Below are 25,726 nucleotides of genomic sequence, written 5' to 3' on the forward strand. Positions count from 1 at the left end.
GAGCCGCGAGGCCCTGGAGACGGGCGTTTCTTCTTCCAGGTTTCGTGGCAGCCTGCCGCCCCATGAGCCCGCTCATCCCCTACTTCATCCTCTCGCCCATCCTCGCGGGCGGCCTGGCCTGGTGGACGCTGACGCGTCTTGGCAAGAAGCGGAACGCCCGCGCGAAGGGTTCGCTGGACGCGGTGGTGGAGAAGCTGCGCGGCCAGAAGGTGCTGGGCGCGGTGGACCTCTTCGTCCAGGACGTGTCCTGGTCCGGCGACACGGAGCTGTCCCCGCAGAACTGCCGCGTCCGCGTGGTGATGGGCGGCCAGGACGCCGGCACCATCCCCCCGCGCTTCGAGGTGGAGAGCGCACCGGGAGCGCCCCGCCCGCCCGCGGAGGTGCTCGCCGCGCTGCGCGCGCTGGATGCGCAGGCGACGGAGGCCCTGAAGTCCGGCGGCTGGAGCTGGCAGCGGCCCACGGTGGCCTTCGAGCCGGCGTCGTAGTCAGACGGATGCAATGACGGCGGAAACTCCTCGCGCCGCTGCATCCATCCGTTTGTCATTGTTTTTTTGGGCGCCATGACAAGGATTGGCGCCAGCGCCTACACTCCGGGTGATTCAATAGACGGACGCGGAGGAAACATGGCGCTGGGAAGCAAGCGGTTCGGAGTGCTCTTCGCTGGAGGGGTCGGGCTCATGCTGGGCGCGTGCGGGGGGCCCCCGGTGGAAGAGACGGAGGGCGTTGGCACCGCGTCGCAGGAGCTGGTCGTCGTCCGCGGGAACGAGGTCAGCACCGTCTACTACAGCGACAACACCTATACGGTGCAGGTCGGCTGGACCCTGACCCGCTGCGACTCCAGCTCCGTCTTCCAGGGGCAGCTCAGCGGGTATTACAAGCAGGCCGTCTACCCCTGCTACTGAGCCGCACCGGGCGGAGCTTGTCGCGAAGCAGGCAGCAGGCTCCGCGTGGCGGTGGATTCGGGTGACGGGTCGAGGAGCGCGGTGCGAGCATGCGCCGCATGTCCTCGACCTTCCTCGATACGCTCGACACGCCCGCCGCCATCGTGGACCTGGACCGCGTCGAGCGGAACCTCCAGCGCGTCGCGACCTACGCCCGCGAGCACGGCCTGCGCTGGCGTCCCCACACGAAGACGCACAAGACGGCGGAGCTGGGCGCGATGCAGGTCGCGGCGGGAGCCGCTGGCGTCACGGTGGCCACCGTCCTGGAAGCCGAGGTCATGGCGTCGGTGTCCGACGACGTGCTGCTCGCATACCCGCCGGTGGGGGCGCGCAAGCTGGCGCGGCTGATGGCCCTGCCCTCGCGCGTGCGGCTCACCGTGGCGCTCGACTCCCATGACGTGCTGGAGGGCCTGGCGCGCGCGGCCCGGGACGCGGGGCGCACCGTGGGCGTGCTCGTGGAGGTGGACCTGGGCATGCGCCGCGTGGGGCTGCGCACGCCGGAGGAGACCGTGGCCCTGGCACGCGCGGCGGCATCCACGCCCGGCGTGGCGTTTCGCGGGGTGACGTTCTACGCGGGCCACATCCGCATTCCCCAGGCGGAGCTGCCCTCCGCGATGGGAGCCCAGTCGGAAGCCCTGGCGACGTTCGTGGGCGCCTTGAGCCACGCGGGCTTGCCGCCGGAAGTGGTCAGCGGCGGCTCCACGCCGACGCTCTGGCAATCCCATACCGTGAAGGGCCTTACGGAGATCCGCCCGGGGCTCAACGCGCTGAACGACCGCAACGCGGCGGTCATCGGCGCCTGTGATTGGACGGAGTGCGCCTATTCAGTGCTGGCCACCGTGGTGAGCACGGCCGTGCCCGGCCAGGTGGTCATCGACGCGGGGGGCAAGGCGCTGGTGAAGGAGGAAGGGCTGGCGCCGGGCTATGGCGTCCTGCTGGACCGGCCGGAGGTCGTGGTGAAGAACCTGTCGGAGGAGCACGGCCTGCTGGACGTGTCCGGCACGACGTGGCGCCCACGCATTGGCGAGCGCGTGCGGGTGGTGCCCAACCATGTCTGTGTTTCCGTGCCCCAGCATCCCCGGCTGTACGTCGTGCGCGGCGACACGCACGTGGCGACGTGGGAGGTCGCGGCGCGCGGCTGGTGAGCCCCCGGCCTCAGGCGATGCGCTTCAGCTCCTGCGTCAGCATCTCCTCCAGGTGCCGGATGTTCCGGTAGACGAGGCACCGGTAGCTGGAGACATCGAAGCGCAGCTCCTTCACGTCGCGCACCAGCATCAGCGTGGGCTTGCCGCGTCCCCAGGCATAGCCCACCTCCAGGTAGACATTGGGGTTCGCCAGGGACAGGTCCGCGATGACGACCTTCGCGGTGTCGATGCGGTCCCGGATGCGCTGGATGATGGGGCCGTCGAAGACGGCCTGGTCCACGCGCTCGCACAGGAGCCCGGCCGACTTCACCGGGTTCAGGATGCCGTAGTGGTAGGTGTCCTCCAGCTCCGGCGCGAAGGGCATCGCCACGAAGGCATGGGGCTTCTCGTTGGAGTTCGCGCCCGCGGAGGCCATGGGCGGCGCCTGGACGAAGCGGGACGTCCGCCGCACGCGGAAGCCCGTGGCCCCCATCAGCGGCTCCACGCCCGGCGTGAGCCCCAGCCCCAGCGCGATGGCCTTGCGCAGCCGCTCCACGCGCTTGGGGTTCAGCTCCACCACCGTGATGCGCTCCAGGTCGCGCGGGCCACTGCCGCGCTGGAACGCGTCCACGAAGCCGCCCACCAGGGCCAGCACGGCTTCGTCCTCATCCAGCCCGTAGTTGGGGCCGTGCACGGTGCACGCGAGGTGACGCACCTCGTGCCGGGGCTCCAGGAGCTGGAGCGCGCGCACGGAGAACTGGCGGATCTCGTGGTAGCCGAACTGGCGCAGCCGCACCGTGCCCAGGAAGAGCACCAGCGGAGCCCCCAGGCTCCGGCGCGTGTCGATGAAGCGGTGGTCCCCGGGCAGCAGGTCGAAGGCGTCCATGGCCACGCCCGCCGCCTCCAGCCGGCGCGACACCGCGCCGTCCGCCCCGTGGAAGCCCTGCGCGTACTTCAGCAGCACGGCATCCGCGGCCGTCTCCCCCACGTCTCCCAGGTCCACCACGACGTCCAGCGTGTCTCCCATGGGCCTGGGACTGTAGGGCGTCCCGGTCCGCCCACGCCATCCCCCGCGCCCGTCGCCGTGCGTCAGGAGGGCGAAACACAGACGTTGCGCAAGCAGGTCAATCCCTGTTCAATGGCTCCTCGCGCCTGCCTGGCTGTCTTTCAGGCCACCACCGTGCCGCCTGTGAACCGCTTCACAGTTTCCGCCCGGGCACCCCGGTAGCATTTGCGCACCATGTCCCTGTTCGCGCGCCTGCAGGCCCTGCTGTCCGCCCACCCGTCCGCCCCGGTCTCCTCCGGCGGGCAGACGTCCGCGACCTCCGCCATGGCCCCGGCGGCAGGCGCCCCGGCGGACGCGGAAGGGGCTCCCGCGCCGCCGCCCGTCTGCACGCGCTACCTGCCCGCGGGCCAGGTGGTGGTGCGCGAGGGCGACCCGGGCCACTCGATGTTCGTCGTGCTGGAGGGCCGCGTCGCGGTGCTGCGCGGCGGGGACAGCGGCGCCAACACGGAGGTCGGCCGCCTGGGCGCTGGCGAGTTCTTCGGCGAGCTGGCGCTGCTCACCGGCACGCAGCGCACCGCCACCATCGTGACGGTGGAGGACGCCGTGCTGCTGGAGCTCACCCAGGCCGGCGTCCGGGAGCTGGGCAAGGACTACGGCGTCAAGGGCGAGCAGATGCAGGTCACCGCCCGGGAGCGCCTGCTCGCGGACGCGCTGCGCAGCAACCCGCTCATCGCCGCCCTGCCCCCGGAGGTGCAGCACGAGCTGGGTGACGCCTTCGTCCCCTGCACCGTCCCCGCCGGAGAGACGCTGCTCACCAGGGGCCAGCCGGGCGACGCGCTCTACGTCCTCATCCGGGGCCAGTGCGAGGTCTTCCACACGCACGGCGACGGCCGCCAGTCCGCCTACCCCACGCTGGAGGAAGGCGCCCTGTTCGGGGAGATCTCCCTCCTGCGCAGCCGGCTGGCCACCGCCACCGTGCGCACCGTGACTCCCTGCACGCTCCTCAAGCTGGAGCGCGACGTGTTCAAGAAGGCCTTCCTGGGCCAGCCCGACCTGCGCGGCGCCCTGGTGCGCCTGGGCCTGGAGCGGCTCAAGCACACGATGGAAGTCATGGGAGAGCCGAAGTAGTCCGCCGTCCCGCGCCATCCCCGCTACTTCCCCCCGAGAGCGTCTGGCTTCACCCGGAGGGAAGTGCCTCATCCCAGACATGCAATCGCCCGGCGATTGGAGTTGTCTGTCCAACACCTCACGACTGGTATTGGGAATGCAATTACGCCACCCCGGAGCAACCGGGAGGCGTCATGCAAGGCAGGGCTGTGCGTTGGGGCGTGAGGAGTCTGGGGTGGCTGTCCGCGTTGGTGCTGTGCACGCATTGCGGTGGGGTGGCTGAACAGGACGGGCCCGGGGAGCCCCGTCCACCTGGAACGGCGAGCGTCGAGTCGCAGGCCTCCAGTTGTCCTTCGGAGACCGTCTACGACACCGTTCGCGCCCAGGACCGGGGCGACGCATACGTGGACGCAGCGCAGCCGACGGTCAACTTCGGAGGGGCCGACCTGCTGCTGGCCGATGGCTCGCCGCGGTTGGAGTCCTACCTGAAGTTCGAGGTGACGCACGACGATCCCAACATCCCCATCGTCGGAGCACAGCTGCGCCTGTACGCGGTGGATGGCAGCACGGATGGCCCCGCGCTCTACAGCACGGACACCGGGTGGACCGAGGGAACGCTCACCTGGAACACGCGGCCCGCGCTGCTGGGCGCGCCCCTGGGGGACCTGGGCGCCGTGGAGAGCCACAGCGTGGTGGAATACGACGTGAGCACGGTCGTCCGCTCGGCGGGCGACTACAGCTTCGCGCTCATCCCCACGGGCGGGAACGGCGTCGACTTCGAGTCCTCCGAGTCCTCCTACTACATGGGAGGGGCCTCCCTGACGCTGACCCGGGCGCTCACGTTCTGCGCCCGCCAGGGCACGGGGGGAGCCCTCCAGGCGGTGCGGCAGTACGGCGGTCCGGGCGAGGAGCGCCCCTGGAACGTGGCCGCCACGCCCGATGGGGGATGGGTGGTCGCGGCGCGCTATTACAACTCCGGTGACTTCGGCGGCGGGCCCCTGGAGCCGTTCGGGTACATGGTCCTCGCGAAGTACGCCGCGGATGGCACCCACCAGTGGTCGCGCTCCTACGCGCCCTACCCGGGCTCGATCTCCGAGATCATCGTGGGCGGGCTCACGGTGACGCCGCTCGGGAACGTCATGGTCGTGGGCTCCTACACAGGCAGCCCGGACCTCGGCACGGGAGCCCTGCCGAGCACCTGGGGTTACACGCCGGGCCTCTTCATCGCCAAGTTCTCGCCGAACGGCACGCCGGTCTGGTCCAAGGGCTTCCTCGCGGGGACTCCGCAGGTGGGCTCCAACGAGAAGGCCCCCATCCGGGGACTCGCCGTCGCCACGGACGCCGCGGGCAGCCTCGTCGTCACGGGCGCCTTCTCCGGCCAGGTGAACCTGGGCGGCGGTGTGCTGGATGCCGGCGCGAGCGCTTCCGGGGTGAGCGCGCTCTTCGTGGCGCGCTTCTCCTGGGAGGGCAACCACCTCTGGTCTCGCGTCCATGCGGCCGGGAGCACGGGGTCGGAAGGACAGGCAGTCGCCACGGACAGCACGGGCGCGGTGCTGCTCGCGGGCGTCGCGAGCCCGCACTCCACCAACACCGTGCTCGGCGTGCAGGGCCCCCGGACGCCCTTCGTGGCGAAGTACTCGGCCACCGGAACGCCCCTGTGGTCCCGCGCGCTCAACGGCAGCCTGGGCTCGATGCGGGGCGTCGTGTCGCGGCCGGGTGATGCCGTGGCCTTCGCCGCTGACTTCCGCGGCACGTTCTCGTTCGCGGGGCACTCGTACAGCGAGGACACGAGCGGTCTGTCGGAGATGATCCTCGGGGCGCTCTCCGCGTCGGGCTCGGACCAGTGGGGACGGCAGCTGGGCGGGGCCGACAGCGACAGGCCCTACTCGCTCGCGGTGGACTCGCAGGGACGCCTGACGATGCAGGGCTACCTGGGCTCGCAGGCGGACCTGGGCGGCGGGCTCATCGGGCATCCAAGTTATCCGACGAACTTCCTGGTGCGGTACGCCGGGGATGGCACGCACCTGTGGTCGCGCGGCCTGGACCTGCGCCTCAGCGCGGAGACCGCCGTCAACAACGCGGGGGAGACGCTGCTCGTCGACCTCCTTGATCGGACCGTCCAGGTGGACGGAACGGTCTACTCGCCAGTCGAGGGGAGCAGTGACCTGCTGCTGCTGAAGTTCGCGCCGTAGGCACCGCTTCACGCAGGAGGCCCGCGGCCGTGAGCGCGGGCCTCCGGCCTTCAGCCGTGGAGCGTCTCCCCGGCCTCCAGCATGGCGATGAACTTCTCCAGCCGCCGCGCCCGCGTCTCCGGCTTCTTCGCGTCGTGGAGCCGGTAGAGGATGGCGTAGCGGTTGGCGCTCTTGAGCGTGGAGAAGAACGCCTGCGCCTTCGGGTTCTTCGAAAGCGCGAGCGTCAGGTCCTCCGGCACCTCGATGGTCTTCGACCCCGCGTACGCGGCCTCCCAGCGGCCATCCGCGCGCGCGGCCTCCACCTCGCGCAGGCCCGCGGGCTTCATGCGTCCGGAGGCGACCAGGGCCTCCACCTTGCCGCAGTTGATCTTCGACCACTTGCTGCGCGGCTTGCGCGGCGTGAAGCGCTGGAGCCAGTACTCCGCGTCGAACGCGTCCTTCTGCCCGTCAATCCAGCCGTAGCAGAGCGCCACCTCCAGCGCCTGCGGATACGTCACGGACGGGATGCCGGACTCCAGCTTCGCGAGCTTCACCCAGACGCCCGGCGAGTCGGCGTGGTGCTTCTCCAGCCACTTCTCCCACGCCTTCTCGGACGCGAACGGCACGACCGGGAGCTCCTGCTTCGCGTTCGACTTCATCCGAGGGCCACGCCTTTCCTAGCCCCGCGCCTTCCGCGCCGGGTTCATGACACTCCCACTCTACCGGCGGAAGGCGGCGGGCGCGGAAGCGGTTATGAAACACGCCATGGCTGATTCCACCACCTCTCCGCCGCCCGGCGCCGTGCCGCCCTCGCTCGCCCGCGTGGCCTTCCACGCCGTGGCCGCCGGGCTCACCCCGCTCATCCCCGTGCCCTTCCTGGACGACTACGCCCTGCGCCAGGTGCGCGAGCAGTCCGTGCGCGACCAGCTCAAGGAGCGGGGCCTGAAGGCACCGGACAAGGCCGTGGCGGTGCTCGCGGGCTCGTACGACGCGCGCAGCCTGGGCGGCCGGCTGGTGTCCTATCTCAAGGCCGTGGCCCTCTTCCCGGTGCGCAAGGTGTTCCGCAAGGTCTTCTTCATCCTCTGGGTGAAGGACTGCGTGGACCTGACGAGCGTGTGCCTGCACCACGGCTACCTGCTGCACCACGCGCTCCAGCGCGGTGACCTGGACGCGGAATCGCTCCAGGGGGACGCGCCCCAGAAGGTGCAGGCCGCCATCGTCGCCGCGTGCGCGGAGATGGATGCCCGCCCCATCAACCAGGCCCTGCGCCGCCTCTTCCGGAGCAGCCGCGTGCTGATGGCCGAGGCCACCCGCGCCTTCCTCAACCCCCAGGGCGGCCCCCGCGTGCCCGACCCGAAGGGCGAGAGCGCGGAGGTGAAGTCCCTCACCGACCGGCTCCTCCAGGAGCTGTGGGAGGAGCGCGGCTACTTCACCGCGCTGGAGGCCCACTACGACAAGCACCTGAAGAGCGGCCTTGCGCCCTCGGAGCCCCGGGCCGCGACGGGCACCTGAGGCCGGCCGTCACGGCGCGGGCGCGGTGGCGGTCTCCAGCGGCGCGCGGATCCGGGCGGAGAAGTCGTCCCGCCCCTGCGCGGCCAGGGCGCGCGCGTTGATGTGATAGCGCTGGCGGACCTGCGCCAGGGGCACGTCCGTGTCGATGATGCCCAGCTCGTACGCGAGCTCGTCCGCGAACGCGGGCAGCAGCGTGCGGTGGTCGTACGGCACGTCCTTCGTGGCCACCGTCTCGAAGTGGCGCACCAGGTTGGTGGTGCAGTTGCTGGTGAGCGTGTCGTAGAACTCCGGCTGCGTGTGCAGCCCGTTCATCCGCTGCACCATGTCCATGAAGAACGCGGTGATGCGCTCCCTGGATGCGTTCACCGGATACACATACACGTCGTCGTGGCGGAAGTTGGACCGCAGCTGCACCAGATCCCGCTCGTCGCCCACGACGTAGGCGATCTCGAAGCGGCGGAAGAGCCCGCCCAGCGCGGAGAACATCTCACCCTGCTCCCGCCGCACCTCCACGGAGAACACCACGCGGCGGCCGTCCTGGAAGCCGAAGCTCACCATCGTGTGCGCGGCGCCGTAGACCCCGGAGAAGGGCTCCACGATGAAGGACGCCTCCGTGAGCGCGTCCGTGTCGTAGGTGGCCGTGTACCAGGCGGGGTCCCAGTCCGTGGTGCTGCGGTAGCGGAAGTCGCGCACCTCGTGCAGCGTCACCTTCGAGCCCGCCACCTCCGCCCACGGCGCCCGCGCCAGGTCCGGCGCCCAGTCCCGCGTGTTGGAGGGCTGGAACGTCCGCACCCAGCCCTGGACGGACAGGCACCCCAGCAGCATCACCGCCACGCCCCAGCGCCGGGAGCGCCACCGCCAGGCCGCCACCGCCAGGGCCACCAGGGCCCCCGCCACGAGGGTCCGGGCCACGTGCGGCCCCTCCGGCCCCGTCCCCGTCAGGGCCAGGGCCAGCGAGGCCCAGACGCCCCCCACAAGGAGCACGAGCCCCGACACGGCGTTCTTCCAGATGCGCATGCGCCCGAGTATCCGTGCCCCATGCCGCTCGTGTCACGAAGGCGGATTCCGGGTGCAACCCCCGCGGGCGGGCGGGCGCGGCGGATCCGCCCTCCCAGGAAGGCCCGGGGGCTGTCGCGCCCACCTACCTTGACCGCTTTTCCCCGGGTGTGCGACGAAAGGGGGTCCCCTGCTTTCCAGGAGCCCACCCCCGATGAGCGACGAGCGCGAAGACACGACCCTCTACAAGGTCGTCGTGAACCACGAAGAGCAGTACTCCATCTGGCCCGCGGACCGTGAGAACGCGCTGGGCTGGAAGGACGCCGGCAAGCAGGGCCAGAAGGCCGAGTGCCTGGAGTACATCAAGGAGGTCTGGACGGACATGCGTCCCCTGAGCCTCCGCAAGAAGATGGAAGAGGACGCGGCCCGCAACAAGAACTGAGGGCCGCGCGCGCTTCCCACCGCGCCCTCCCCGCTTCAACGGGGAGGGTGGGCCGGACCGGCTAGAGGTCCGGCGGAGGCCTGACGCCCAGGTGGCAGGCGCGCAGGGCGAGCTGGGTGCGGTTCTCCGCGCCCAGCTTGCGGTAGAGCTGCGTGACGTGTGACTTCACGGTGCGCTCGGCGATTTGGAGATGCGCGGCGATCTTCAGGTTGTCCGCCCCGCCCGCCACGTACTGGAGCACCTCGCGCTCCCGCTGCGTGAGCAGCAGGAGCACGCTCGCCGTGGGTGACGTCACCGGCGGATGCTCGAAGTCGTTGCGCAACAGCTGCACCGGGAAGAGGCGCTCGCCCCGCACCAGTGACTGGACCGCGGAGGACACCGCGTTCACGCCCAGCCCCGCGCGGAAGAGGTAGCCCGAGGCTCCCTCGTCGAAGCACTGGGAGATGACCTCCGGCGTGCTCACCGCGGACAAGAGCAGCATGCGCACTTCCAGCCGGCGCTTGCGGGCCTCGCGCAGCAGGTTGAGCCCCTCCGTCACGGAGCATCCGATGGCGGCCTCGCCGTCGCTCTCCACGTCGAGGATGGCCACCTGCGGTGGATCCGTGCCGAGTCCGTCCAGGAAGCCGCGCACGTCGCGCGTCACCGAAGTGGAATGACCCTCACCCCGAAGCCCATCGGACAAGCCCTGCCAGGCCGCCCATGGTCCTTCGAGAATCGAAATACGAACTGCCGATTGATTCGCTGCCATGCGATGGCCCCCCAGCCGTCGTGGCGAATTGCTTTCAATGCTACCTGTCGACTTCAACCTGCCCCGGAGTCGGTGGAACCGCGGCGGAACTTCCGCCAGTGCTGAGCGTGCGAGAACCGCGCTTCAACTCCATCCGGGGGTCTTGTCAGTGCTGCCCTGCGGACTGCGCTTGCGACTGCCGAACTGGCCCATCCGGGCCGTTCCTCCTTTTCCGGTTCAGGCAATTCCAGCCAACCGAGACCCTAACATCATCCACGGCCTGTTGCGAACCGCCCCTGTCGGGACTGTCAATTGCGCACGAATCGTATCGAAATCCAGGGCCTCGTCCGTCAGGTCGTGATCGCTGTCGGCCGCGGGACACGCGTCCGGCGTCCACATTTCGATGTTTCGCCTGCTGTTTCTCCCGGTGTCCACGCATGGCGCCAATGCACGGGGATGGCGCGTCCTGGACGCCAAGGGCGTATGCTGTGCGTCCCGCGCGCATGACTCCCTCCGCCCCCGCACCCCACGTCGACGTCGCGACCCCTGAACGCGTCGCGCTCTCCCTGCCCGTGGCCGGCATCGGCTACCGCTGTCTCGCGTGGCTGGTGGACGCGAGCCTGCTGTTCTTCGTCTGGGTGGCGCTCTACTTCGTCATCACGCTGCTGGTGTCCGACGTGCTGGGCGCCTTCCAGGCGCTGTCGGGGCTCACGCAGACACTGCTCGCGGTGGGCCTCTTCGCCACGCAATGGCTGTACTGGACGCTGGCGGAGGTCTTCTTCCATGGACAGACACCCGGCAAGCGCGCGCTGCGCATCCGGGTGGTGCGCGAGGATGGCTCGCCGGTGGGCTTCTTCGAAAGCGCGGTGAGAAACCTCTGCCGCGCGGTGGACTTCCTGCCGGTGCTCTACGCCACCGGCTGCATCACCATGCTGCTGGACTCGCGGCACCGGCGGCTGGGGGACCTGCTCGCCGGCACCGTGCTGGTGCGCGAGGAGGCCATCGACCTGGACAAGTACACGCAGGCGCCCACGACGGATTCGACACCCGCGTCCACGCCCGGCGCCGGCATGCAGCGGCCCCTGGACGCGGAGGACGTGGAGCTGGTGCTGGCGTTCCTCGCGCGCGCGCCCGGCCTGGAGCCGGAGGTGCGGCAGCGGCTGGGCACGCGGCTGGTGGACCGCGTGGGCGCGGCCCTGACGGACGAGGAGCGCGCGCGGGTGCTCCAGTCCCCGGAGGCCACGGAGGCCTTCCTGCGCACGCGCGCGAAGGCGGTCCACTGACATGGCCGTGCCGCTGCCCACGTTCGTCACGCGGCGCCGCCCGGACTGGGACGCGCTCCAGGCGCTGCTCACGCGCCAGCGCGCGGGCCGCCTGGGGCTGACGGAGCTGCGCACGCTGGACACGCTGTACCGGCGCGCGGCCGCGGACCTGGCGCAAGCCCAGACGTTCTATCCGGGCACGGACGCGCACCGCTTCCTCAACCAGCTGTGCGCGCAGGCGTATGGCGCCATCTACCAGCCCCCGCGCGAGCGCTGGGCCTCCACGCGCGACTTCTTCCGCCGCGACTTCCCCGCCACGCTGCGCCGCGAGGCGCGCTTCGTGGCCGTGAGCGCGGGCCTGCTGGTGCTGGGCCTGCTGCTGGGCGCGCTGGTGGTGACGCTGGAGCCGCGCGGCGCGGAGCTGCTGGTGCCGGAGGGCGTGCGGCGCTACGTGGCGCAGGGGCGCATGTGGACGGACGACCTGTTGTCCGTGGCGCCGCCCAATGCCGTGGCCTCCGGCATCGCGACCAACAACCTCACCGTCACGCTGTTCGCGTTCGCGTCCGGCATCCTGCTGGGCGTGGGGCCCATCTTCACGCTCGTGAACAACGGCGTGCTCATTGGCGCGGTGGGCGCGCTGTGCTTCCGCGAGGGCATGACGGCGGGCTTCCTGGACTTCATCGCCGCGCACGGGCCGGTGGAGCTGTCCATCATCGTCATCGCGGGCGGCGCGGGGCTGATGGTGGGCCAGGCGCTCATCGACCCCGGCGAGCTGCCGCGCGCGCAGGCGCTCCAGGCGCGCGGACGTGAAGCCGTGAAGCTGGTGGTGGGCTGCGCGCCCTTCCTCGCCGGCATCGGCGTGGTGGAGGGCTTCATCTCCCCGGGCCACCTGTTCCCCACCTGGGCCAAGGTGGGGCTGGGCCTGTCATTGGGAGCGCTGTTCTGGCTCTACCTGTTGCGCGCGGGCAGGACGGACGCGGGCGTGGCGCGCGTGGACGTACCGGACGCCATGGCCTCCAGCCGCTTGCGCTGACGGTGCTTGAGGATGCGCTCGTAGGCGGCGTTGAGCTCGCGCATCTGCTCCGCGGAGCCGCCCCGGTCCGGGTGCCGCTCCATGGCCAGCGCGTGGAAGCGCGCGCGGATGACGTCCGGCGGATCCAACGGCGACACGCCCATCGTCTGGTACGGGCACTGCTCCTGGACCGCGGTGAGCCACTGGTCCAACCGGGCCTTCACCTCCACGAAGCGCGCGTCCGCGTCCGCGGTGTCCTTCACCGGGTGCGTGCGCATCTTCGCGTCCGCGCGGAAGACCTCGCTGTAGGTGCTGGACACCCAGCGGTGGCATGAACCGCACCGGTAGTACTTCACCCGGCTCCCGGGCTGGAGTGTCATCATCACGCCGCAGTGGGTGCACTCCACCGTGACGTTCTCCAGTGTCTGCCAGCTCGCGACCGCCGCACCCATGGTGACTTCGACCTCCGTTCGCAACACGCCTGTAGCAGCGGCAACCTCCCACGTCCGGCGATCCCGTCAAGAAAATGTCGTGAACGACCCAGGGGGCGTCCCCGGCGCGCTGCCGGGCTTCCCGGGTTTCGGGTAGAACGGGCCCCATGCGACCGCTCCTCGCCGCCGCCCTGCTCCTGACCGCCGCCGCGCACGCCCAGGCCCCGTCGGCCCCGGCCGCCGCGCCCAAGGCCGCCCCGAAGCCCGAGAAGGCCCTCCCGGACAGGGCCGCCCCCGTCCGGCCCCCGGAGGACGCCAGCACGTCGGACGCGGCCCTCCTGAAGGGCCTCTTGTGGGCGGCGGAGCCCGCGCCGGAGGAGATCCGCGCGCTCGCCATCGAGGACCTGGCCCTGCTGGGCGACGCGCGCGCCCTGGACCCGCTGGCCGCGTTCATCTGGGACCCGAACCCGCGCCTCCAACAGGCGGCGCTGCGCGCGGTGGCCCTCTTCCAGCACCGCCGCGCGGAGGAGATCCTGGGCAACGTCGTGCGCCACCCGCGCCTGCCGGACGCGCTGAAGATCCAGGCCCTGGGCGGTCTGCTCTACCAGCGCACGCCCACCGCGCGCCGCGTGGTGCAGGACGTGGCCGCCGACAGCCGCGTGGGCTACGCGGTGCAGAACGCCGCGCGCTCGGTGGCGTCGCAGTGGGAAGCCGCCGCGGCCCCCGCGCCCTGAAGCACGCCTGCCCGCCTGCCCTCCTTCCAGGCATGACGGTGCGTGGGGCCCGCGCGGGCCCCGGGCCGATTCCTGGAGTGCGCGCGTGTATGGGTTAGACTGGGGCGCATGAAGATCACCCCCCTCGACATCCGGCAGAAGCGCTTCGAGACGGTGATGCGCGGCTTCGCGCGTCCCGAAGTGGGCGCGTACCTGGAGCTGATCGCCGGCGAGTTCGAGGAGGTGGTGAAGGAGAACATCGCGCTCAAGGAGGAGCTGAAGCGCACGCAGGCGCGCCTTGAGCAGCATCAGGAGCGCGAGCGCACCCTCCAGGAGACGATGGTCACCGCCCAGCGCATCAGCGAGGACCTGAAGGACGCCGCGAAGAAGGAAGCGGAGATCATCATCGCGGACGCGGAGCACCAGGCGGAGAAGATCGTCCACGGCGCGCACCAGCGGCTGGTGCAGGTGGTGGAGGACATCAACGAGCTCAAGCGCCAGCGCACCCAGTTCGAGTCGCAGGTGCGCTCCGTGGTGGAGGCCCACCGCAAGCTCTTGGAGACGTTCGCCGCGCCCACCTTCGCGGACCGCGACTACGCGCGCGTGGAGGACAACGTCGCGTTCCTGTCGCAGAAGAAGGCCACCTCCAACGACTAGCGTCGCGCGCATGCCCGCCCCCTGGCTCAAGGCCGTCCCCGCCGGGGTGGAGCTGACGGTGCTCGTGCAGCCGCGCGCGTCCCGCACGAAGGTGGTGGGCGAGCATGACGGCCAGCTGAAGATCCAGCTCGCCGCGCCGCCCGTGGATGGCGAAGCGAATGCGGCCCTGGTGGAATTCATCGCCAAAACGCTGGGCGTGCCGCGTCGCCAGGTGACCCTGGTGTCGGGTGACACGTCGCGCCGTAAGCGATTGAAGGTGCAGGGGGTTGATGCGGCGGCGGTCGAGGCTGTTATCTCTGGTGGACCGTGAGGCCACGCATGCTCCGCCTGTTCGCCTTCCTGATGATGCTGCTGGCCTCGCCGGGCGTGTTCGCGCAGGTCGAGGGTCCTCGAGGCATCCACGCCACGGAGGCCGTCGTCACCGACCGCGCGCTCGTGCCCCACGCCCGCCCCACCATCGTCGCGGGCGAGCTGAAGACGCAGCGCTTCGTCATCCTGCACACCGCGAAGGCGGCGGGCGCGGCGCGGGCGCTGGCCGGGCAGATTGAAGGCGTGCGGGATGCCTTCGGCGCGATGCTGGGCCGCGACTGGCCGGGCACCACTGAAATCCGCCTGGGCGTGGGCCGTGAGGAGTTCGAGGCGCTGGCGCTCCCCGGCGGCAAGCCCCCGGGCTGGGCGGTGGCGCTCGCGTACCCCGGGCATCAAATCATCCTGCTGGACGCGCTGAGCCTGAGCGACACGGAAGGCCCCACGACGCTGCGGCATGAGCTGGCGCACGTGGCGCTGGGGCAGCTGGCGAAGGACTGGCCGCGCTGGTTCCAGGAGGGCGTGGCGCAGAACCTCACCGACGAGCGCTACTCCGTCGCCCACTACACCGCCCTCTTCCGCGCGGTGACGCAGGAGCGCGTCTTCCACTTCGAGGACCTGTCCGAGGACTGGCCGGACGTGCCCGCGGACGTGGAGATCGCCTACGCGCAGAGCGCCGCCTTCGTGGCGTACCTCACCGGCAAGCACGGCGCGCACGCCATGGGCCTGCTGGTGGACGGCGTGCGCGCGGGAGAGCCCTTCGAGCAGGCCTTCGGCAAGGCGTTCCGGACGTCGCTGCTCCTGGAGGAGCAGGACTGGCGCGAGGGGCTCGCGGCCCGGTACGGCTGGCTGCCGCTCACCACCAGCTCCGCGCTGCTGTGGCTCACCGCCTCCATCCTGTGCGTGGCCGCGTTCGCGCGCCGCATGCACCAGAAGTCCGCGCGCATGACGGAGCTGGCCGCGGAGGACGCCGCCGAGGACGCCGCGCTGCGCCTGCTCGCCGCCGCCCGCGCGGCGGGGCCCGTGCCCGTGGACGGCGCCGAGCCGCTGTCCCCCGCCCTGCCCTGGCCGGAGTGGCCCGGCGCCACCACGCCCACCCCGCCCAATCCGTCCGCGCCCGCGCGGCCGGAGGCCCTGGAGGGCGCGCCGGAGGCGCTGGAGTCGGGCGCGGGCCTCCCGGAAGCCCCGGAGGGCACGGACGCGGCGGACGAGGAGCCGGAGTCCTCCAGCGGCGAGTACGAGCTGGACGGCGAGGCCCCGTCAGGCCGCCCGCCCAAGCCGACGCTCCACTGAGAGGCGGGACGTTCCCAGGCAGGGAAGGTTCTTCCCCTGCCCCCAGCCTTTCAACATCCGCCCCGTAGGAATTACGCCCTCCGCCCTCCCTTCAGGGCTGGCCCCTTGCCCAAGTGGGCGGATTCATTGGGAACTGGCACACGTCTGGCGTTGGCAAAGCCCTTGCTATGTCTTTGCTCGCGATGCGGACGACAACGGACATGGCGGCGGAGCGGGGACGGAAGAAGGCCGGGGCGGCCCGGGTCTTCAGCAGGCAGCCGGAGCGCATCGCGGCGCTGTGGCGGCGGATGCGGCTGGCGGCGCACGAGGGCCAGGGCGTTCCGGGCCCCAGCCTGCTGGACGGACTGGTGGAGCCCTTCGTCCGGGAGCTGGGGCTGACGCTGGAGGGCGTGGAGTCCAGCCCCTGGAGCCGCACCCGCGCGGTGCTGCGCCTGGCGCCGGAGCGTGGCGCGCGGGCCCTGCACGACGAGTTCGCACTGCTGCGGCGGTGCCTGGTGGACGCCCTGGAGGTCCTGGGCGGTGGGGACGCGGAGCGCCAGCGCATCAACCGCGCGCTCGACGAGGCCGTGGACAGCGCGGTGGCGCTGCTCCAGCGGATGGCGGACCCGAAGGCGGATGGTCCCCGGGTGCCGTTTGGCGGCCTGGTGGTGGAGTACTTCGAGCGGCCGTCCCACGCGCGCAAGGCCCCCGTGGGCCGTCGCGACGAGCGGTCCGCCATGCATTGAGAGGGATTGAACGGCGCGCGGTGGGCGCCAGGGTTTTGTCGTAAGGGTTTGCCGATCCGTCCGGCTTGACACTCCTCACTGAGGAAGGGTCCGGGGGCTGGCGGGAGGGTGCGCTGTCGCGGATGGGGGTCCGTGATGTGCGCCTTGAGGGTGCGAGTTCCCGCTCGGGGGAGCGGTGAGCCGCACACGGTCGAACGCCGGAACGCGTGGATGGGGGTCCGCGCGCTCCGCCGGTCGGACGGATCGGCATGTTTTGTCGGGGGGATGTGGGGATGGGGCAGCGGGAGGGCGCCTACGGGGGTGGGCGCTCTCCCGCATTTTTTTGCGCCTCAGTGCGCGTCCGCCCAGCTCTTCCCCGCGCCCACGTCCACCTTGAGCGGCACCTTCAGCTCGGCGACGGAGGCCATGCTCTTCACGGCCAGGGCCTTCACCGCGTCCACCTCCGCGTCCGGCGCCTCGAAGAGCAGTTCGTCGTGCACCTGCAGGAGCACGCGCGTCTTCAGCTTCTGCTCCCGCAGCGCCGCGTCCACGGCGAGCATGGCCTTCTTCATCAGGTCCGCGGCGGTGCCCTGGATGGGCATGTTGATGGCGGCTCTCTCCGCGGCCTGGGCCACGCCCCGGTTCTTGGAGAGCAGGTCCCCCATCAGGCGCCGGCGGCCGTAGAGCGTCTCCACGTAGCCCACCTTGCGCGCCTTCTCCACGGTGTCCTCCAGGTACTGGCGGATGCCCGCGTACCGGGTGAAGTACCGCTCGATGACGTCGCGCGCGTTCTCCTGCGAAATTCCCAGGCGCGTGGACAGGCCGTGCGCGGACAGGCCGTACGCGATGCCGAAGTTCACCGTCTTCGCCACGCGGCGCTGCTCGCGGTCCACGTCCTTGGGGTCCACGCCGAAGATCTCCGCCGCCGTGCGGCTGTGGATGTCCTCGTCGTTGCGGAAGGCCTCGATGAGCACCGGGTCCTCCGCGATGTGCGCCAGCAGCCGCAGCTCCACCTGCGAGTAGTCCGCGCTCACCAGCTGGTGCCCGGCCTCCGCCACGAAGGCGCGCCGGATTTCACGCCCCAGCTCGGAGCGGATGGGGATGTTCTGGAGGTTCGGGTCGGACGAGGACAGCCGGCCGGTGGCGGTGGCCGCCTGGTGGTACGTCGTGTGGATGCGCCCGTCCTTCGCCACCAGCGTGGGCAGCGTGTCCAGGTAGGTGCTCTTGAGCTTGGACAGGCCCCGGTACTCGATGAGCGCCCGCGCGAGCACGCTGTCGTGCTCCTCCGCCAGCTTCTCCAGCACCTCCTGATCCGTGGACGGGCCCGTCTTGCCCCGCTTGAGGATGGGCAGCTTCTGCTCCTCGTAGAGCACCTGCGCCAGCTGCGGGTTGGAGCCCAGGTTGAAGACGTGGCCCGCGGCCTGGTGGCACTCGGCCTCCTTCGCCTTCACCTCCACGTCCACGCGCTCGGAGGTGCGCGCCAGCTCCGCCACGTCCAGCTTCACGCCCTCGCGCTCCATGCGCGCGAGCACGGGCAACAGCGGCAGCTCCAGCGTGCGCGCCAGCTCCGCCAGCCCGCCCAGCTCCAGCTCCTTCCACAGCTCCGGCGCCAGCCTCCGCGCCGCGTCCGCGCGCACCGCGTACGCCGCGGCCACCTCGTCCGGCCCGTGGTCCGCCAGCGCCCTGCCCTTCTTGCCGCCCACGGACGCGGGCAGCGCGGGCAGCTCCGAGCGCAGCCGCTCGCGCGCCAGGTCCTCCAGCGCGTGCTCCCGGCGCGACGGGTTGAGCAGGTAGCTCAAGAGCTCCACGTCGTCGTGCGCGCCCTCCAGCGTCAGGCCTTCATTGGCCAGCACCAGCGTGAGCGCCTTGAGGTCGTGGCCGCCCTTCTTCACCGCCGCGTCCGCGATGACGTCCTTCATCACCGCGGTGAAGGCCGCCACCGGCACCTGCGTCGCGCCCAGCTGCTGGTGCCGCAAGGGCACGTAGCGCGTATTTCCGTCCGGCAGCGCCACGCCCAGGCCCACCAGCGGCGCCGCGAAGGGCATGCCCTCGAAGGCGGGCACCAGCGTGAGCGCTCCGGCGGCCTTCGCCGCGTCCGCCAGCGCCTTCAGCTCCGCCTCGGTGGTGACCAGCGTGGTGGTGACGGCGAGCGGCGCCACGTCCGGACGGGCCGCGGGCTCCTCCGCCGGCAGGTCGCGCAAGAGCGCGAAGAACTCCAGCTCCGTGAACAAATCCCTCGCGCGCGTGGAGTCCGGAGGGCGGCGGACCAGGTCCTCCAGCTTCACGCCCAGGGACAGCCCGGTGTTGAAGGTCACGAGCTGCTTGGCGCGCACCAGGCTCTCGCGGTGGGACTCCAGCGCCGCGCGGATCTTCGGCTTCTTCACTTCCTCCACGCGCGACAGCAGCGTCTCCACGTCGCCGAACTGGTGGAGCAGCTCCACCGCCGTCTTGTCACCCACGCCCGGCACCTTGGCGACGTTGTCCACCGCGTCGCCCACCAGGGCCAGGAAGTCGCGCACCTGCTTGGGCAGGATGCCCATCTTCTCCTGCACGTCCGCGATGCCGATGCGCTTGTTCTTCGCGGGGTCGAAGAGGGTGATGTCCTCGTCGACGATCTGCATGAAGTCCTTGTCGCTGGTGATGACCAGGACCTGGAACCCTTCGGCCTTCGCCTGGAGCGCCAGCGTGCCGATGACGTCGTCCGCCTCCCAGCCCTCCGCGTCCAGCGAGGGCAGGTTCAGCACGTCCCCCACCTTGCGGATGAGCGGGAACTGGGGCGTCAGGTCCTCGGGCGGCGCCTTGCGGTTCGCCTTGTACGTGGGGTCGATCTTCTGACGCTCCACACGGCCGGACTTGTCGAACGCCAGCGCCACGTGCGTGGGCTTCAGCTCCTGCAGGGCCTTGAGCACCATGCGGGTGAAGCCCAGCACCGCGTTGGTGGGCACCCCCTTGCTCGTCGTGAGCGGGGGGATGGCGTGGTAGGCGCGGAAGATGAAGCCAGAGGCGTCGAAGAGCGCCAGGCGGCGCTCGGAGCGCGGGGGGCTGGTGTCGGCCATCCCCCGTCCCTAGCGCGCCTCCCGCTCCCTGTCCACGAGGCCTCGCGGCCAAGCGCCGCTCAGCGGCACTTCAGCTCGGCCTTCTTCGCCTTCACCTGCTCCGCGATGCCGTCGCCCGGCACGGCGTAGTCCTCCACCACGGCCAGGTCCGAACAGCCGCCCACGGCGGACAGCGCGTTCTGCGCCTGCGTGGAGCAGAAGGCCACCACGCGGTTCAGGTCCGTGTTGCCCTTGAAGAAGTCGAAGCCCAGCTTCCAGATGCGGCAGCCGCGGCGGCGGTCCTCGCGGTCGGCGAAGTGCTTGCCGCGCAGGTAGGCCGCGTTCGCCATGTCCTGGAAGATGTTCTTCCGATAGAAGGACACGTGGGACTCGGCGAGCTCCGCCATGATGCGCTTGTCCGTCGCCAGCGCCTCCTTGAACGGCGCCACCGCGCGCTCGGGGTCCTCGTTGGTGATGGCGCTCTCGCCCGTCTTGAAGAGCTGATCCACGTTGGACACGTCGCGGATGAGCTCGTCCGCCAGGGAGTGGAACTCCGCCTGGTCCACCTTCGCGCGCAGCTTCTGCAGCGTGGCCACGGACTCGCTGCCGCGGCCGGTCCAGTAGTCCATCATCGCCGCCTGGACGAGCTTCGGGGCGTAGCGCTTGCTGAACATGGCGCGCACCTCGCTGGCCTGATCCGGGCCCAGCTCATCCGCCGCCAGGATGTCGGACACCGGGCACGTCCACGGCGCGGCGCCGCGGTCCACCCGCGTGCGGGCGATGAGGAACTTCACGAACATGGCGTCCTTGGGGCGCCAGTCGTTCCTGCGCAGGCCACCCTCCAGGCGGAGCGTCTGGCCAATGGGCGGCTCCAGGTCCTCCTTGCTCTGCTTCTGGCACCACACCTCCATGTACTCCTGGCAGCGCGGCACCGCGGGTCCCCACTGCGAGTTGTTCAGGTAGCGCTTGCAGTCGTCCTTCGCGCGCTCCACGAACTGCTCGGCCGTCTCCCGCGCCTTGGAGCGGGCGCGGCGGAAGTACTCGCTCTCCTTCGGAATCTTGCGCAGCAGCGTCAGCGCTTCCTTCTCGCGGTTGAGCTCGATGGCCTTCTTCGCGGCCTCGAAGTTGTCGAAGGCCTCCTTCTCCAGCTTGATGCGCCGCACGAGGGTGTTCGCCTCGGCGTTGATGGGGTCCATGTCGAGCACCTGCTCGCACGTGGCCTCGGCGCGCTCCCAGTTGGGGGCGCCCATCTCGTTGGAGGCATAGGAGCGGCACTCGCTGAGCAGCTCCTGCACCTGCTGCGCGGGATCCAACGGCGCGGCCGCGACGGGCTTCTGGGCCTTCGCCGGCCCGACGGAGGACTTCACCACCGCCGCCACCGCCAGCAGGGCCACCACGCCACCCGCGACCACCAGCAGCTTGCGCTTGCTGTCCGCCGCGGGCTCCGCCCGGCTGCCACGGCGGGGCGGCACCGCGCCCGTCCCCGGACGCCGCGCGGGCGTGTCGGAGGCCTCGTAGGTCATCTCCACCACGCCGAACTGGAGGACGTCCCCGGGCTGCAGGTCGACGAACTCCTCGCCCAGCAGCTCGCCGTTGAGCAGGGTGCCGTTGGCGCTGCCCAGGTCGCGCGCGCGCACGGCGGTGCCCTCGCGCTGCACCTCCGCGTGCTTGCGGCTCACGGAGTCGTCATCCAGGACGACCGCCGCCGGAGGCGCCCGGCCCACCAGCACCGTGCCGCCGAGGGGATAGGACTTGCCCGCCCACGGCCCCGTCATGCCCTTGAGCACCGGGCCCGCGCCCGCGCCCGCCCCGGCACCCGCGGGCACGGAGCGAGCGGGCCGCTTCGCCAGCGCGCCCTCGGGCCTCGCGGCGCCGTTCTGGGTGGCCTTGGCGCGGATGCTGGGCATGGCGCGCGTGCCCTTCACGGGCGCGTCCGCGAGCGTCGCGGGATCCTCGGGCGGAGGCGTCTTCGAGCGGCGGCCGCTGGTGCTCCGGGCGCTGCCCTTGAGCTTCAGCTCGTAGTCGCCCAGGAGCACCTGCGAGCCCGGCGTCAGCGCCGTGGGCCCGTCGATGCGCTCACCGTCCACGAAGGTGCCGTTCTGGCTGCCTCCGTCCTCGATGTAGACGGTGCCGCCCTCCGCGTAGACGCGCGCGTGCTGCCGCGACACGCCGCCTTCCGTGAGGACCAGGTCATTGCCCTGCTGGCGGCCAATCTTCAGCTCGCCAGCGATCTCGTGCTCGTGCTCAGTGCCGTCAGGGTGACGGACGACCAGGGTTGCCATGGGCGCGTCAGTCCTCGCGGAAGATGCTCATGTTCACGGGAATGCCCTTGCGCTGGAGCTCGTCGTAGAACTTCGGCACGAAGCCCGAAGCCACGAAGCGCCCCCGCACCTTGTGGTCCTCCGTGAAACCGTCCTGCTTGTAATAGAAGATGTCCTGGAGGGTCACGATGTCGACCTCCATGCCGGACACCTCCGTGACGAAGCAGATCTTGCGCGTCCCGTCGGAGAAGCGCGTCTGCTGCACGATGAGGTGCACGGCGCTGGCGATCTGCTCGCGGATGGCCTTCACCGGCAGCTCCATGCCGGACATGAGCACCATCGTCTCCAGCCGGGCGATGGCGTCGCGCGGCGTGTTCGCGTGCAGCGTGGTGAGCGAACCGTCGTGGCCGGTGTTCATGGCCTGGAGCATGTCCAGCGTCTCGCCGGAGCGGCACTCGCCCACGACGATGCGGTCGGGCCGCATGCGCAGGCAGTTCTTCACCAGCTCGCGGATGGTGATGGCGCCCTTGCCTTCCAGGTTGGGCGGGCGGCTCTCCAGCTGCACCCAGTGGTCCTGCGGCAGCTGAAGCTCCGCCGCGTCCTCCACCGTGATGATGCGCTCACCCTCCGGGATGAACGAGCTGATGATGTTCAGCGTCGTCGTCTTGCCGGAGCCCGTGCCGCCGGAGATGACGATGTTGCGGCGGGCCGTGACGCACATCTCCAGGAACTCGGCCATCTGCGCGGTGATGGTCTTGTACTTGATGAGGTCCTGGATCTTCAGCGCGTCCTTCTTGAACTTGCGGATGGTGATGCAGGGGCCCTTGAGCGCCAGCGGCGGGATGATGGCGTTCACGCGGCTGCCGTCCTTGAGGCGCGCGTCCACCAGCGGGCTGGACTCGTCGATGCGCCGGCCAATGGGCGCCACGATGCGCTCGATGACGCCGAGCACCGCCTGGTTGGAGGAGAACGTCTTCTCCGACAGGGTCAGCTTGCCCTTGCGCTCGATGTAGATCTGGTTGGCGTGGTTCACCATGATCTCGCTGATCTCTTCCGACGCGAGGAACGCTTCCAGGGGCCCCAGGCCCAGCGCCTCGTTGATGACGTCGGTGAGCAGCTCCTCCCGGTCCACGTCCCCGGGAAGCTCCTGGTCCGCCTCCATCTGGTCGATGATGTCCCGGATGGCCTTCTCGGTGCGGCGCCAGAGCTCCTCGTCCCCGAGCCGGTCCATGTCCATGCGGCGCAGGTCCAGGTACTCGATGAGCCGGTCGTGGATCTCCTTCTGGAGCCGCGAGTAGCGCTCCAGCCGGGGGTCCACCTTGCGCTTGTTGCGGGCCATGGCCGCGGCCATGGACGCGGGCATGCGGCTGGGAGCGGCGGCGGCCGGCGCGGGCGCCTCCTCCTCCTCGTAGGCCTCTTCCTCCTCGTAGGCCTCTTCCTCCTCGTAGGCCTCCTCGCCCTGCTCCTCGTCGTAGCCCTCGTCGGCGGGCTCGTCGGGCAGCGGCTCGACGTTGAGGATGTAGTCGCCGATGGAGACCTGGTCGGTCGGCTTGAGCACCATGGGACCGGCGATCTTCTTGCCGTTCACGAAGGTGCCGTTCGTGGACTTCATGTCCACGATGATGAAGCGGCCGTCCTTTTCGACGATGCGGGAGTGGTTCTTGGAGACGTTCCCCTTGGCGAGGACGATGTCGTTGCCGGCAATCCGGCCGATCGTGATCTCGTTCTTGGGGTACTCCCGCTGCTCCGACCCGCCACCCTTCTCCGTCAGCGTGATGAGAAACATGGGTCGGGATGCTACCAAGCCCTCCTACGACCTCAAAGACTCCTGCGACGCTCGCCCGCCTGCTGCCCGGTAACGAACGGGCCGGCACCCGCCCCCGCTGAAGCAGGGATGGGGCCGGCCCGGAACCGACGGAGGGCTTTGGGAGCCGTCAGTCGAAGATGTTGAAGTTCACCTCGGAGCGGGCCTGCTTGTAGCGGGTCTTCACGTCCTCGATGATGCTGCGGACCTTGTCCGAGTCCGGGTTCACGATGCGCGGGGTGACGAAGATCACCAGCTCGCGCTTGGTGGAGTCGAACGCGCGGTTCTTGAACAGCTCGCCCACGATGGGGATGTGGCCCAGGCCCGGCAGCTTCGCGACGGCCTTCTGCTCGTCGTGACTGAACACGCCCGACAGCACGATGGTCTCACCGTGGCGCACGGTGACGTTCGTCTTCACCTTGCGGGTGCGGAAGCCGGGGATGGCGGACGAACCACCGAAGGACACGGACACGGAGGTGTCGATTTCAGAGGCCTCCGCCTCCACCTCCGTCTGGATGTTGCCGTTGCGGTCCGCGGTGGGGCGGATGTTCAGGATGACGCCGTAGGGCTTGTACTCCACCGTGAACTGCGTGTTGGTGATGAGCGGAATCGGGACCTCGCCGCCGGCGAGGAACTCCGCCTTCTCACCGCTGGCGCACACCAGCTTGGGCTGCGCCAGCAGGCGGCCGTAACCGTCGTTGGCCTGGAAGCCGATGCTCAGGTCCGAGCCGCCCGTCGCGCCCAGGATGAGGTTGGAGACGGCGTCGCCGGACGGGATGAGCGCCTTGTTCAGCGTCGCGGTGGCGGTCAGCGAGCCGGTGATGTCCGTGGGGTACTTGATGCCGTAGCGGTCGCGGCTGTTGCGGCGGATTTCGACGAACTGGACCTCGGAGAGGATCATCCGCTTGATGCCGACGACGAGCAGGTTCTCCACCTTCTCACCGATGGCCTTGGTGATGAGCTCCGCCTTCTGGAGGTCCTGCTGGCTCTCCACGGAGCCCTCCAGGAAGATGGTCGCGCCCACCACGTTGGCCTGCACGTTCTTCAGGCCCGCCTTCTGGAAGGCCGCGTTCAGGTTCTGGGCGACCAGCTTCTTGGCGTTGGGGGCGATCTTCACGAACGACTTCACGTTCGGGTAGAGGCTCACCACCTGCTCGATGCGGTCCGCGTCCTGCGTGGTGTAGGCCTGACCGTCCAGGTAGATGCGGTCGCCCACCATGCGCACGGACACGCCTTCGATTTCACCCAGGAGGCGCTTGATCTCCGAGATGACCTCGTTGGGGTCCTGCTTGCGGACGGTGACGAGGTAGCTGATGCGCTGACCGGAGGACTTCCAGACGAGCAGCGTCGTCTTGCCCTCCTGGTTGCCGGTGACGAGCAGCTGGCCGGTGCCGAGCGTCTTCACCTCGGCGATGGACGGGTCACCCAGCGCGACGCGGCTGAGGCCGGGGATGGTGAGCACCTTCTGGGTACCCACGCCCAGGCTGACGGTGCTGCCCTCCTGGGCCAGGGCGGGGGCACTGGCCACCAGGGTGACGAGGGCGCCGAGCGCCAGGGCTTGCGTGAAGCGAGTGGACATCGTGTGAATCCCCTTCTTGCGTGCGTGCGCGCGCCCGGACGAAGCAGCGCGCTATCCCAGATGTTGTTGCTGCCACCACATGGCCCAGAAAGTCCCGAGCGCGATGGAGACGCCGTAGGGGATGTGTCGTACGGGAGCGGGCGAGGTTTCCTCGCGCATCCATTTCATCCGCACCGCCCAGCGACGGGCCACCGCCGCCAGCGTGTCCCAGACGGCCCCCTGCCACAGCAGCGTGACGATTGCCTGCAGCGCTCCCACCAGCGAGATGAAGGCCGCCGCCGCGAGCACCGTGGGAAAGCCCAGCACGCAGCCCACGCCCGCCATCAGCTTGACGTCACCCCACCCCATGCGCCCGCGCAGCGCACCCGGCACCAGCAGCAGCGCGAGTCCCGCGCCCGCCAGAAGCCCGCTCACCAGCCCCGACTCCAGCCCGCCCCACCCCTCGGACACGCCGCGCACCCCGAGCCCCAGCACGATGAGCGGATAGGTCACGGCGTTCGGGATGAGCCGGCGCAGCACGTCGGTCACCACCGCAATCACCAGGGCCACTCCCAGAATCGTCCACAGCGCGAGCTGAACAGGTGTCATTCGGCACCTGCTCCCATGGGGAGCAGGCGACCCCCATCAAACAATGGAGGCCCCG

Annotated in this window: 24 protein-coding genes; 14 read left to right on the forward strand and 10 right to left on the reverse strand. The window is 70.4% G+C overall.

The features are described from left to right. Positions 1-62: 62 nt before the first annotated feature. The 3 genes from NR792_RS11440 (at position 63) to NR792_RS11450 (ending at position 2,086) form a co-directional block, all read left to right on the forward strand. Entirely contained in the window at positions 63-485 is a 423-nt protein-coding gene (locus NR792_RS11440; protein ID WP_375760094.1) for a hypothetical protein, read from the forward strand. Positions 486-623: 138 nt separating this feature from the next. Beyond that, a complete protein-coding gene (locus NR792_RS11445) occupies positions 624-902 on the forward strand; it encodes a hypothetical protein (protein ID WP_375760095.1) in 279 nt (92 codons plus the stop codon). Positions 903-991: 89 nt separating this feature from the next. Next, positions 992-2,086: an alanine racemase gene (locus NR792_RS11450; protein ID WP_375760096.1), complete on the forward strand. Its 1,095-nt coding sequence runs from the start codon at positions 992-994 to the stop codon at positions 2,084-2,086. Between the two features lie 10 nt (positions 2,087-2,096). Here the strand turns inward: NR792_RS11450 and NR792_RS11455 are convergent, their stop codons facing one another. Then, complete coding sequence (locus NR792_RS11455) at positions 2,097-3,092, reverse strand: hypothetical protein (RefSeq protein ID WP_375760097.1); 996 nt, start codon at positions 3,090-3,092, stop codon at positions 2,097-2,099. Between the two features lie 213 nt (positions 3,093-3,305). Here NR792_RS11455 and NR792_RS11460 point away from each other — a divergent pair, with 213 nt between their 5' ends. Together NR792_RS11460 and NR792_RS11465 are read left to right on the forward strand one after the other, a co-directional pair. Then, a complete protein-coding gene (locus NR792_RS11460; RefSeq protein ID WP_375760098.1) occupies positions 3,306-4,199 on the forward strand; it encodes a cyclic nucleotide-binding domain-containing protein in 894 nt (297 codons plus the stop codon). A 254-nt stretch (positions 4,200-4,453) separates the two neighbouring features. Next, the gene (locus NR792_RS11465; RefSeq protein WP_375760099.1) at positions 4,454-6,370 is read left to right on the forward strand and encodes a DNRLRE domain-containing protein; all 1,917 of its coding nucleotides are present in this window, start codon (positions 4,454-4,456) and stop codon (positions 6,368-6,370) included. 50 nt (positions 6,371-6,420) lie between these two features. Here the strand turns inward: NR792_RS11465 and NR792_RS11470 are convergent, their stop codons facing one another. After that, a complete protein-coding gene (locus NR792_RS11470) occupies positions 6,421-7,008 on the reverse strand; it encodes a YdeI family protein (RefSeq protein WP_375760100.1) in 588 nt (195 codons plus the stop codon). Positions 7,009-7,114: 106 nt separating this feature from the next. Between NR792_RS11470 and NR792_RS11475 the strand changes: the two genes are divergently transcribed. Continuing rightward, positions 7,115-7,861 (forward strand): hypothetical protein, encoded by a 747-nt coding sequence (locus tag NR792_RS11475; protein ID WP_375760101.1) that lies wholly within the window; start codon positions 7,115-7,117, stop codon positions 7,859-7,861. 9 nt (positions 7,862-7,870) lie between these two features. Here the strand turns inward: NR792_RS11475 and NR792_RS11480 are convergent, their stop codons facing one another. After that, positions 7,871-8,878 (reverse strand): DUF4105 domain-containing protein, encoded by a 1,008-nt coding sequence (locus tag NR792_RS11480; protein WP_375760102.1) that lies wholly within the window; start codon positions 8,876-8,878, stop codon positions 7,871-7,873. A 193-nt stretch (positions 8,879-9,071) separates the two neighbouring features. On the opposite strand from NR792_RS11480, the gene NR792_RS11485 reads away from it, so the two are divergent. Then, positions 9,072-9,299 carry an MbtH family protein gene (locus tag NR792_RS11485; RefSeq protein ID WP_375760103.1) on the forward strand — a complete coding sequence of 76 codons (228 nt, stop codon included), beginning with the start codon at positions 9,072-9,074 and terminating at the stop codon, positions 9,297-9,299. A gap of 61 nt (positions 9,300-9,360) precedes the next feature. On the opposite strand, the gene fruA is transcribed toward NR792_RS11485, so the two are convergent. Further along, positions 9,361-10,047 carry a response regulator transcription factor FruA gene (fruA, locus tag NR792_RS11490; RefSeq protein ID WP_043321786.1) on the reverse strand — a complete coding sequence of 229 codons (687 nt, stop codon included), beginning with the start codon at positions 10,045-10,047 and terminating at the stop codon, positions 9,361-9,363. Between the two features lie 482 nt (positions 10,048-10,529). Here fruA and NR792_RS11495 point away from each other — a divergent pair, with 482 nt between their 5' ends. Together NR792_RS11495 and NR792_RS11500 are read left to right on the forward strand one after the other, a co-directional pair. Next, the gene (locus NR792_RS11495; protein ID WP_375760104.1) at positions 10,530-11,309 is read left to right on the forward strand and encodes an RDD family protein; all 780 of its coding nucleotides are present in this window, start codon (positions 10,530-10,532) and stop codon (positions 11,307-11,309) included. Position 11,310: 1 nt separating this feature from the next. Beyond that, positions 11,311-12,321 carry a stage II sporulation protein M gene (locus tag NR792_RS11500; protein ID WP_375760105.1) on the forward strand — a complete coding sequence of 337 codons (1,011 nt, stop codon included), beginning with the start codon at positions 11,311-11,313 and terminating at the stop codon, positions 12,319-12,321. Here the strand turns inward: NR792_RS11500 and NR792_RS11505 are convergent. Further along, positions 12,237-12,752: a J domain-containing protein gene (locus tag NR792_RS11505; protein WP_375760106.1), complete on the reverse strand. Its 516-nt coding sequence runs from the start codon at positions 12,750-12,752 to the stop codon at positions 12,237-12,239. The two genes, NR792_RS11500 and NR792_RS11505, sit on opposite strands and share 85 nt — an antisense overlap. A 146-nt stretch (positions 12,753-12,898) precedes the next feature. Here NR792_RS11505 and NR792_RS11510 point away from each other — a divergent pair, with 146 nt between their 5' ends. From NR792_RS11510 to NR792_RS11530, 5 genes are all read left to right on the forward strand, one after another. Further along, positions 12,899-13,465, forward strand: coding sequence for a HEAT repeat domain-containing protein (locus NR792_RS11510; protein WP_375760107.1), 567 nt, complete (start codon positions 12,899-12,901; stop codon positions 13,463-13,465). A 108-nt stretch (positions 13,466-13,573) separates the two neighbouring features. Then, on the forward strand, positions 13,574-14,101 hold the full coding sequence (locus NR792_RS11515) for a DivIVA domain-containing protein (RefSeq protein ID WP_014397740.1): 528 nt from the start codon (positions 13,574-13,576) through the stop codon (positions 14,099-14,101). Positions 14,102-14,111: 10 nt separating this feature from the next. Next, a complete protein-coding gene (locus NR792_RS11520) occupies positions 14,112-14,411 on the forward strand; it encodes a DUF167 domain-containing protein (protein ID WP_375760108.1) in 300 nt (99 codons plus the stop codon). Between the two features lie 8 nt (positions 14,412-14,419). Continuing rightward, the gene (locus tag NR792_RS11525; RefSeq protein WP_375760109.1) at positions 14,420-15,700 is read left to right on the forward strand and encodes a peptidase MA family metallohydrolase; all 1,281 of its coding nucleotides are present in this window, start codon (positions 14,420-14,422) and stop codon (positions 15,698-15,700) included. 182 nt (positions 15,701-15,882) lie between these two features. Then, on the forward strand, positions 15,883-16,425 hold the full coding sequence (locus tag NR792_RS11530; protein WP_375760110.1) for a hypothetical protein: 543 nt from the start codon (positions 15,883-15,885) through the stop codon (positions 16,423-16,425). 329 nt (positions 16,426-16,754) lie between these two features. Here the strand turns inward: NR792_RS11530 and polA are convergent, their stop codons facing one another. The 5 genes from polA to NR792_RS11555 all read right to left on the reverse strand — a co-directional run bounded on the left by polA (position 16,755) and on the right by NR792_RS11555 (position 25,671). Continuing rightward, positions 16,755-19,460: a DNA polymerase I gene (polA, locus tag NR792_RS11535; protein ID WP_375760111.1), complete on the reverse strand. Its 2,706-nt coding sequence runs from the start codon at positions 19,458-19,460 to the stop codon at positions 16,755-16,757. Positions 19,461-19,519: 59 nt separating this feature from the next. Beyond that, positions 19,520-21,721, reverse strand: coding sequence for an FHA domain-containing protein (locus NR792_RS11540; protein ID WP_375760112.1), 2,202 nt, complete (start codon positions 21,719-21,721; stop codon positions 19,520-19,522). Between the two features lie 7 nt (positions 21,722-21,728). Then, a complete protein-coding gene (locus NR792_RS11545) occupies positions 21,729-23,486 on the reverse strand; it encodes an ATPase, T2SS/T4P/T4SS family (RefSeq protein ID WP_375760113.1) in 1,758 nt (585 codons plus the stop codon). A gap of 148 nt (positions 23,487-23,634) precedes the next feature. Then, positions 23,635-25,083, reverse strand: a complete 1,449-nt coding sequence (locus NR792_RS11550; RefSeq protein ID WP_375760114.1) for a type II and III secretion system protein family protein — start codon at positions 25,081-25,083, stop codon at positions 23,635-23,637. A 51-nt stretch (positions 25,084-25,134) separates the two neighbouring features. Beyond that, complete coding sequence (locus NR792_RS11555) at positions 25,135-25,671, reverse strand: prepilin peptidase (protein WP_207057438.1); 537 nt, start codon at positions 25,669-25,671, stop codon at positions 25,135-25,137. Positions 25,672-25,726: the final 55 nt, after the last annotated feature.

The sequence above is a fragment of the Corallococcus exercitus genome (genome assembly GCF_042231735.1).
In the GTDB taxonomy this organism is placed as follows: Bacteria; Myxococcota; Myxococcia; order Myxococcales; family Myxococcaceae; genus Corallococcus; species Corallococcus exercitus_B.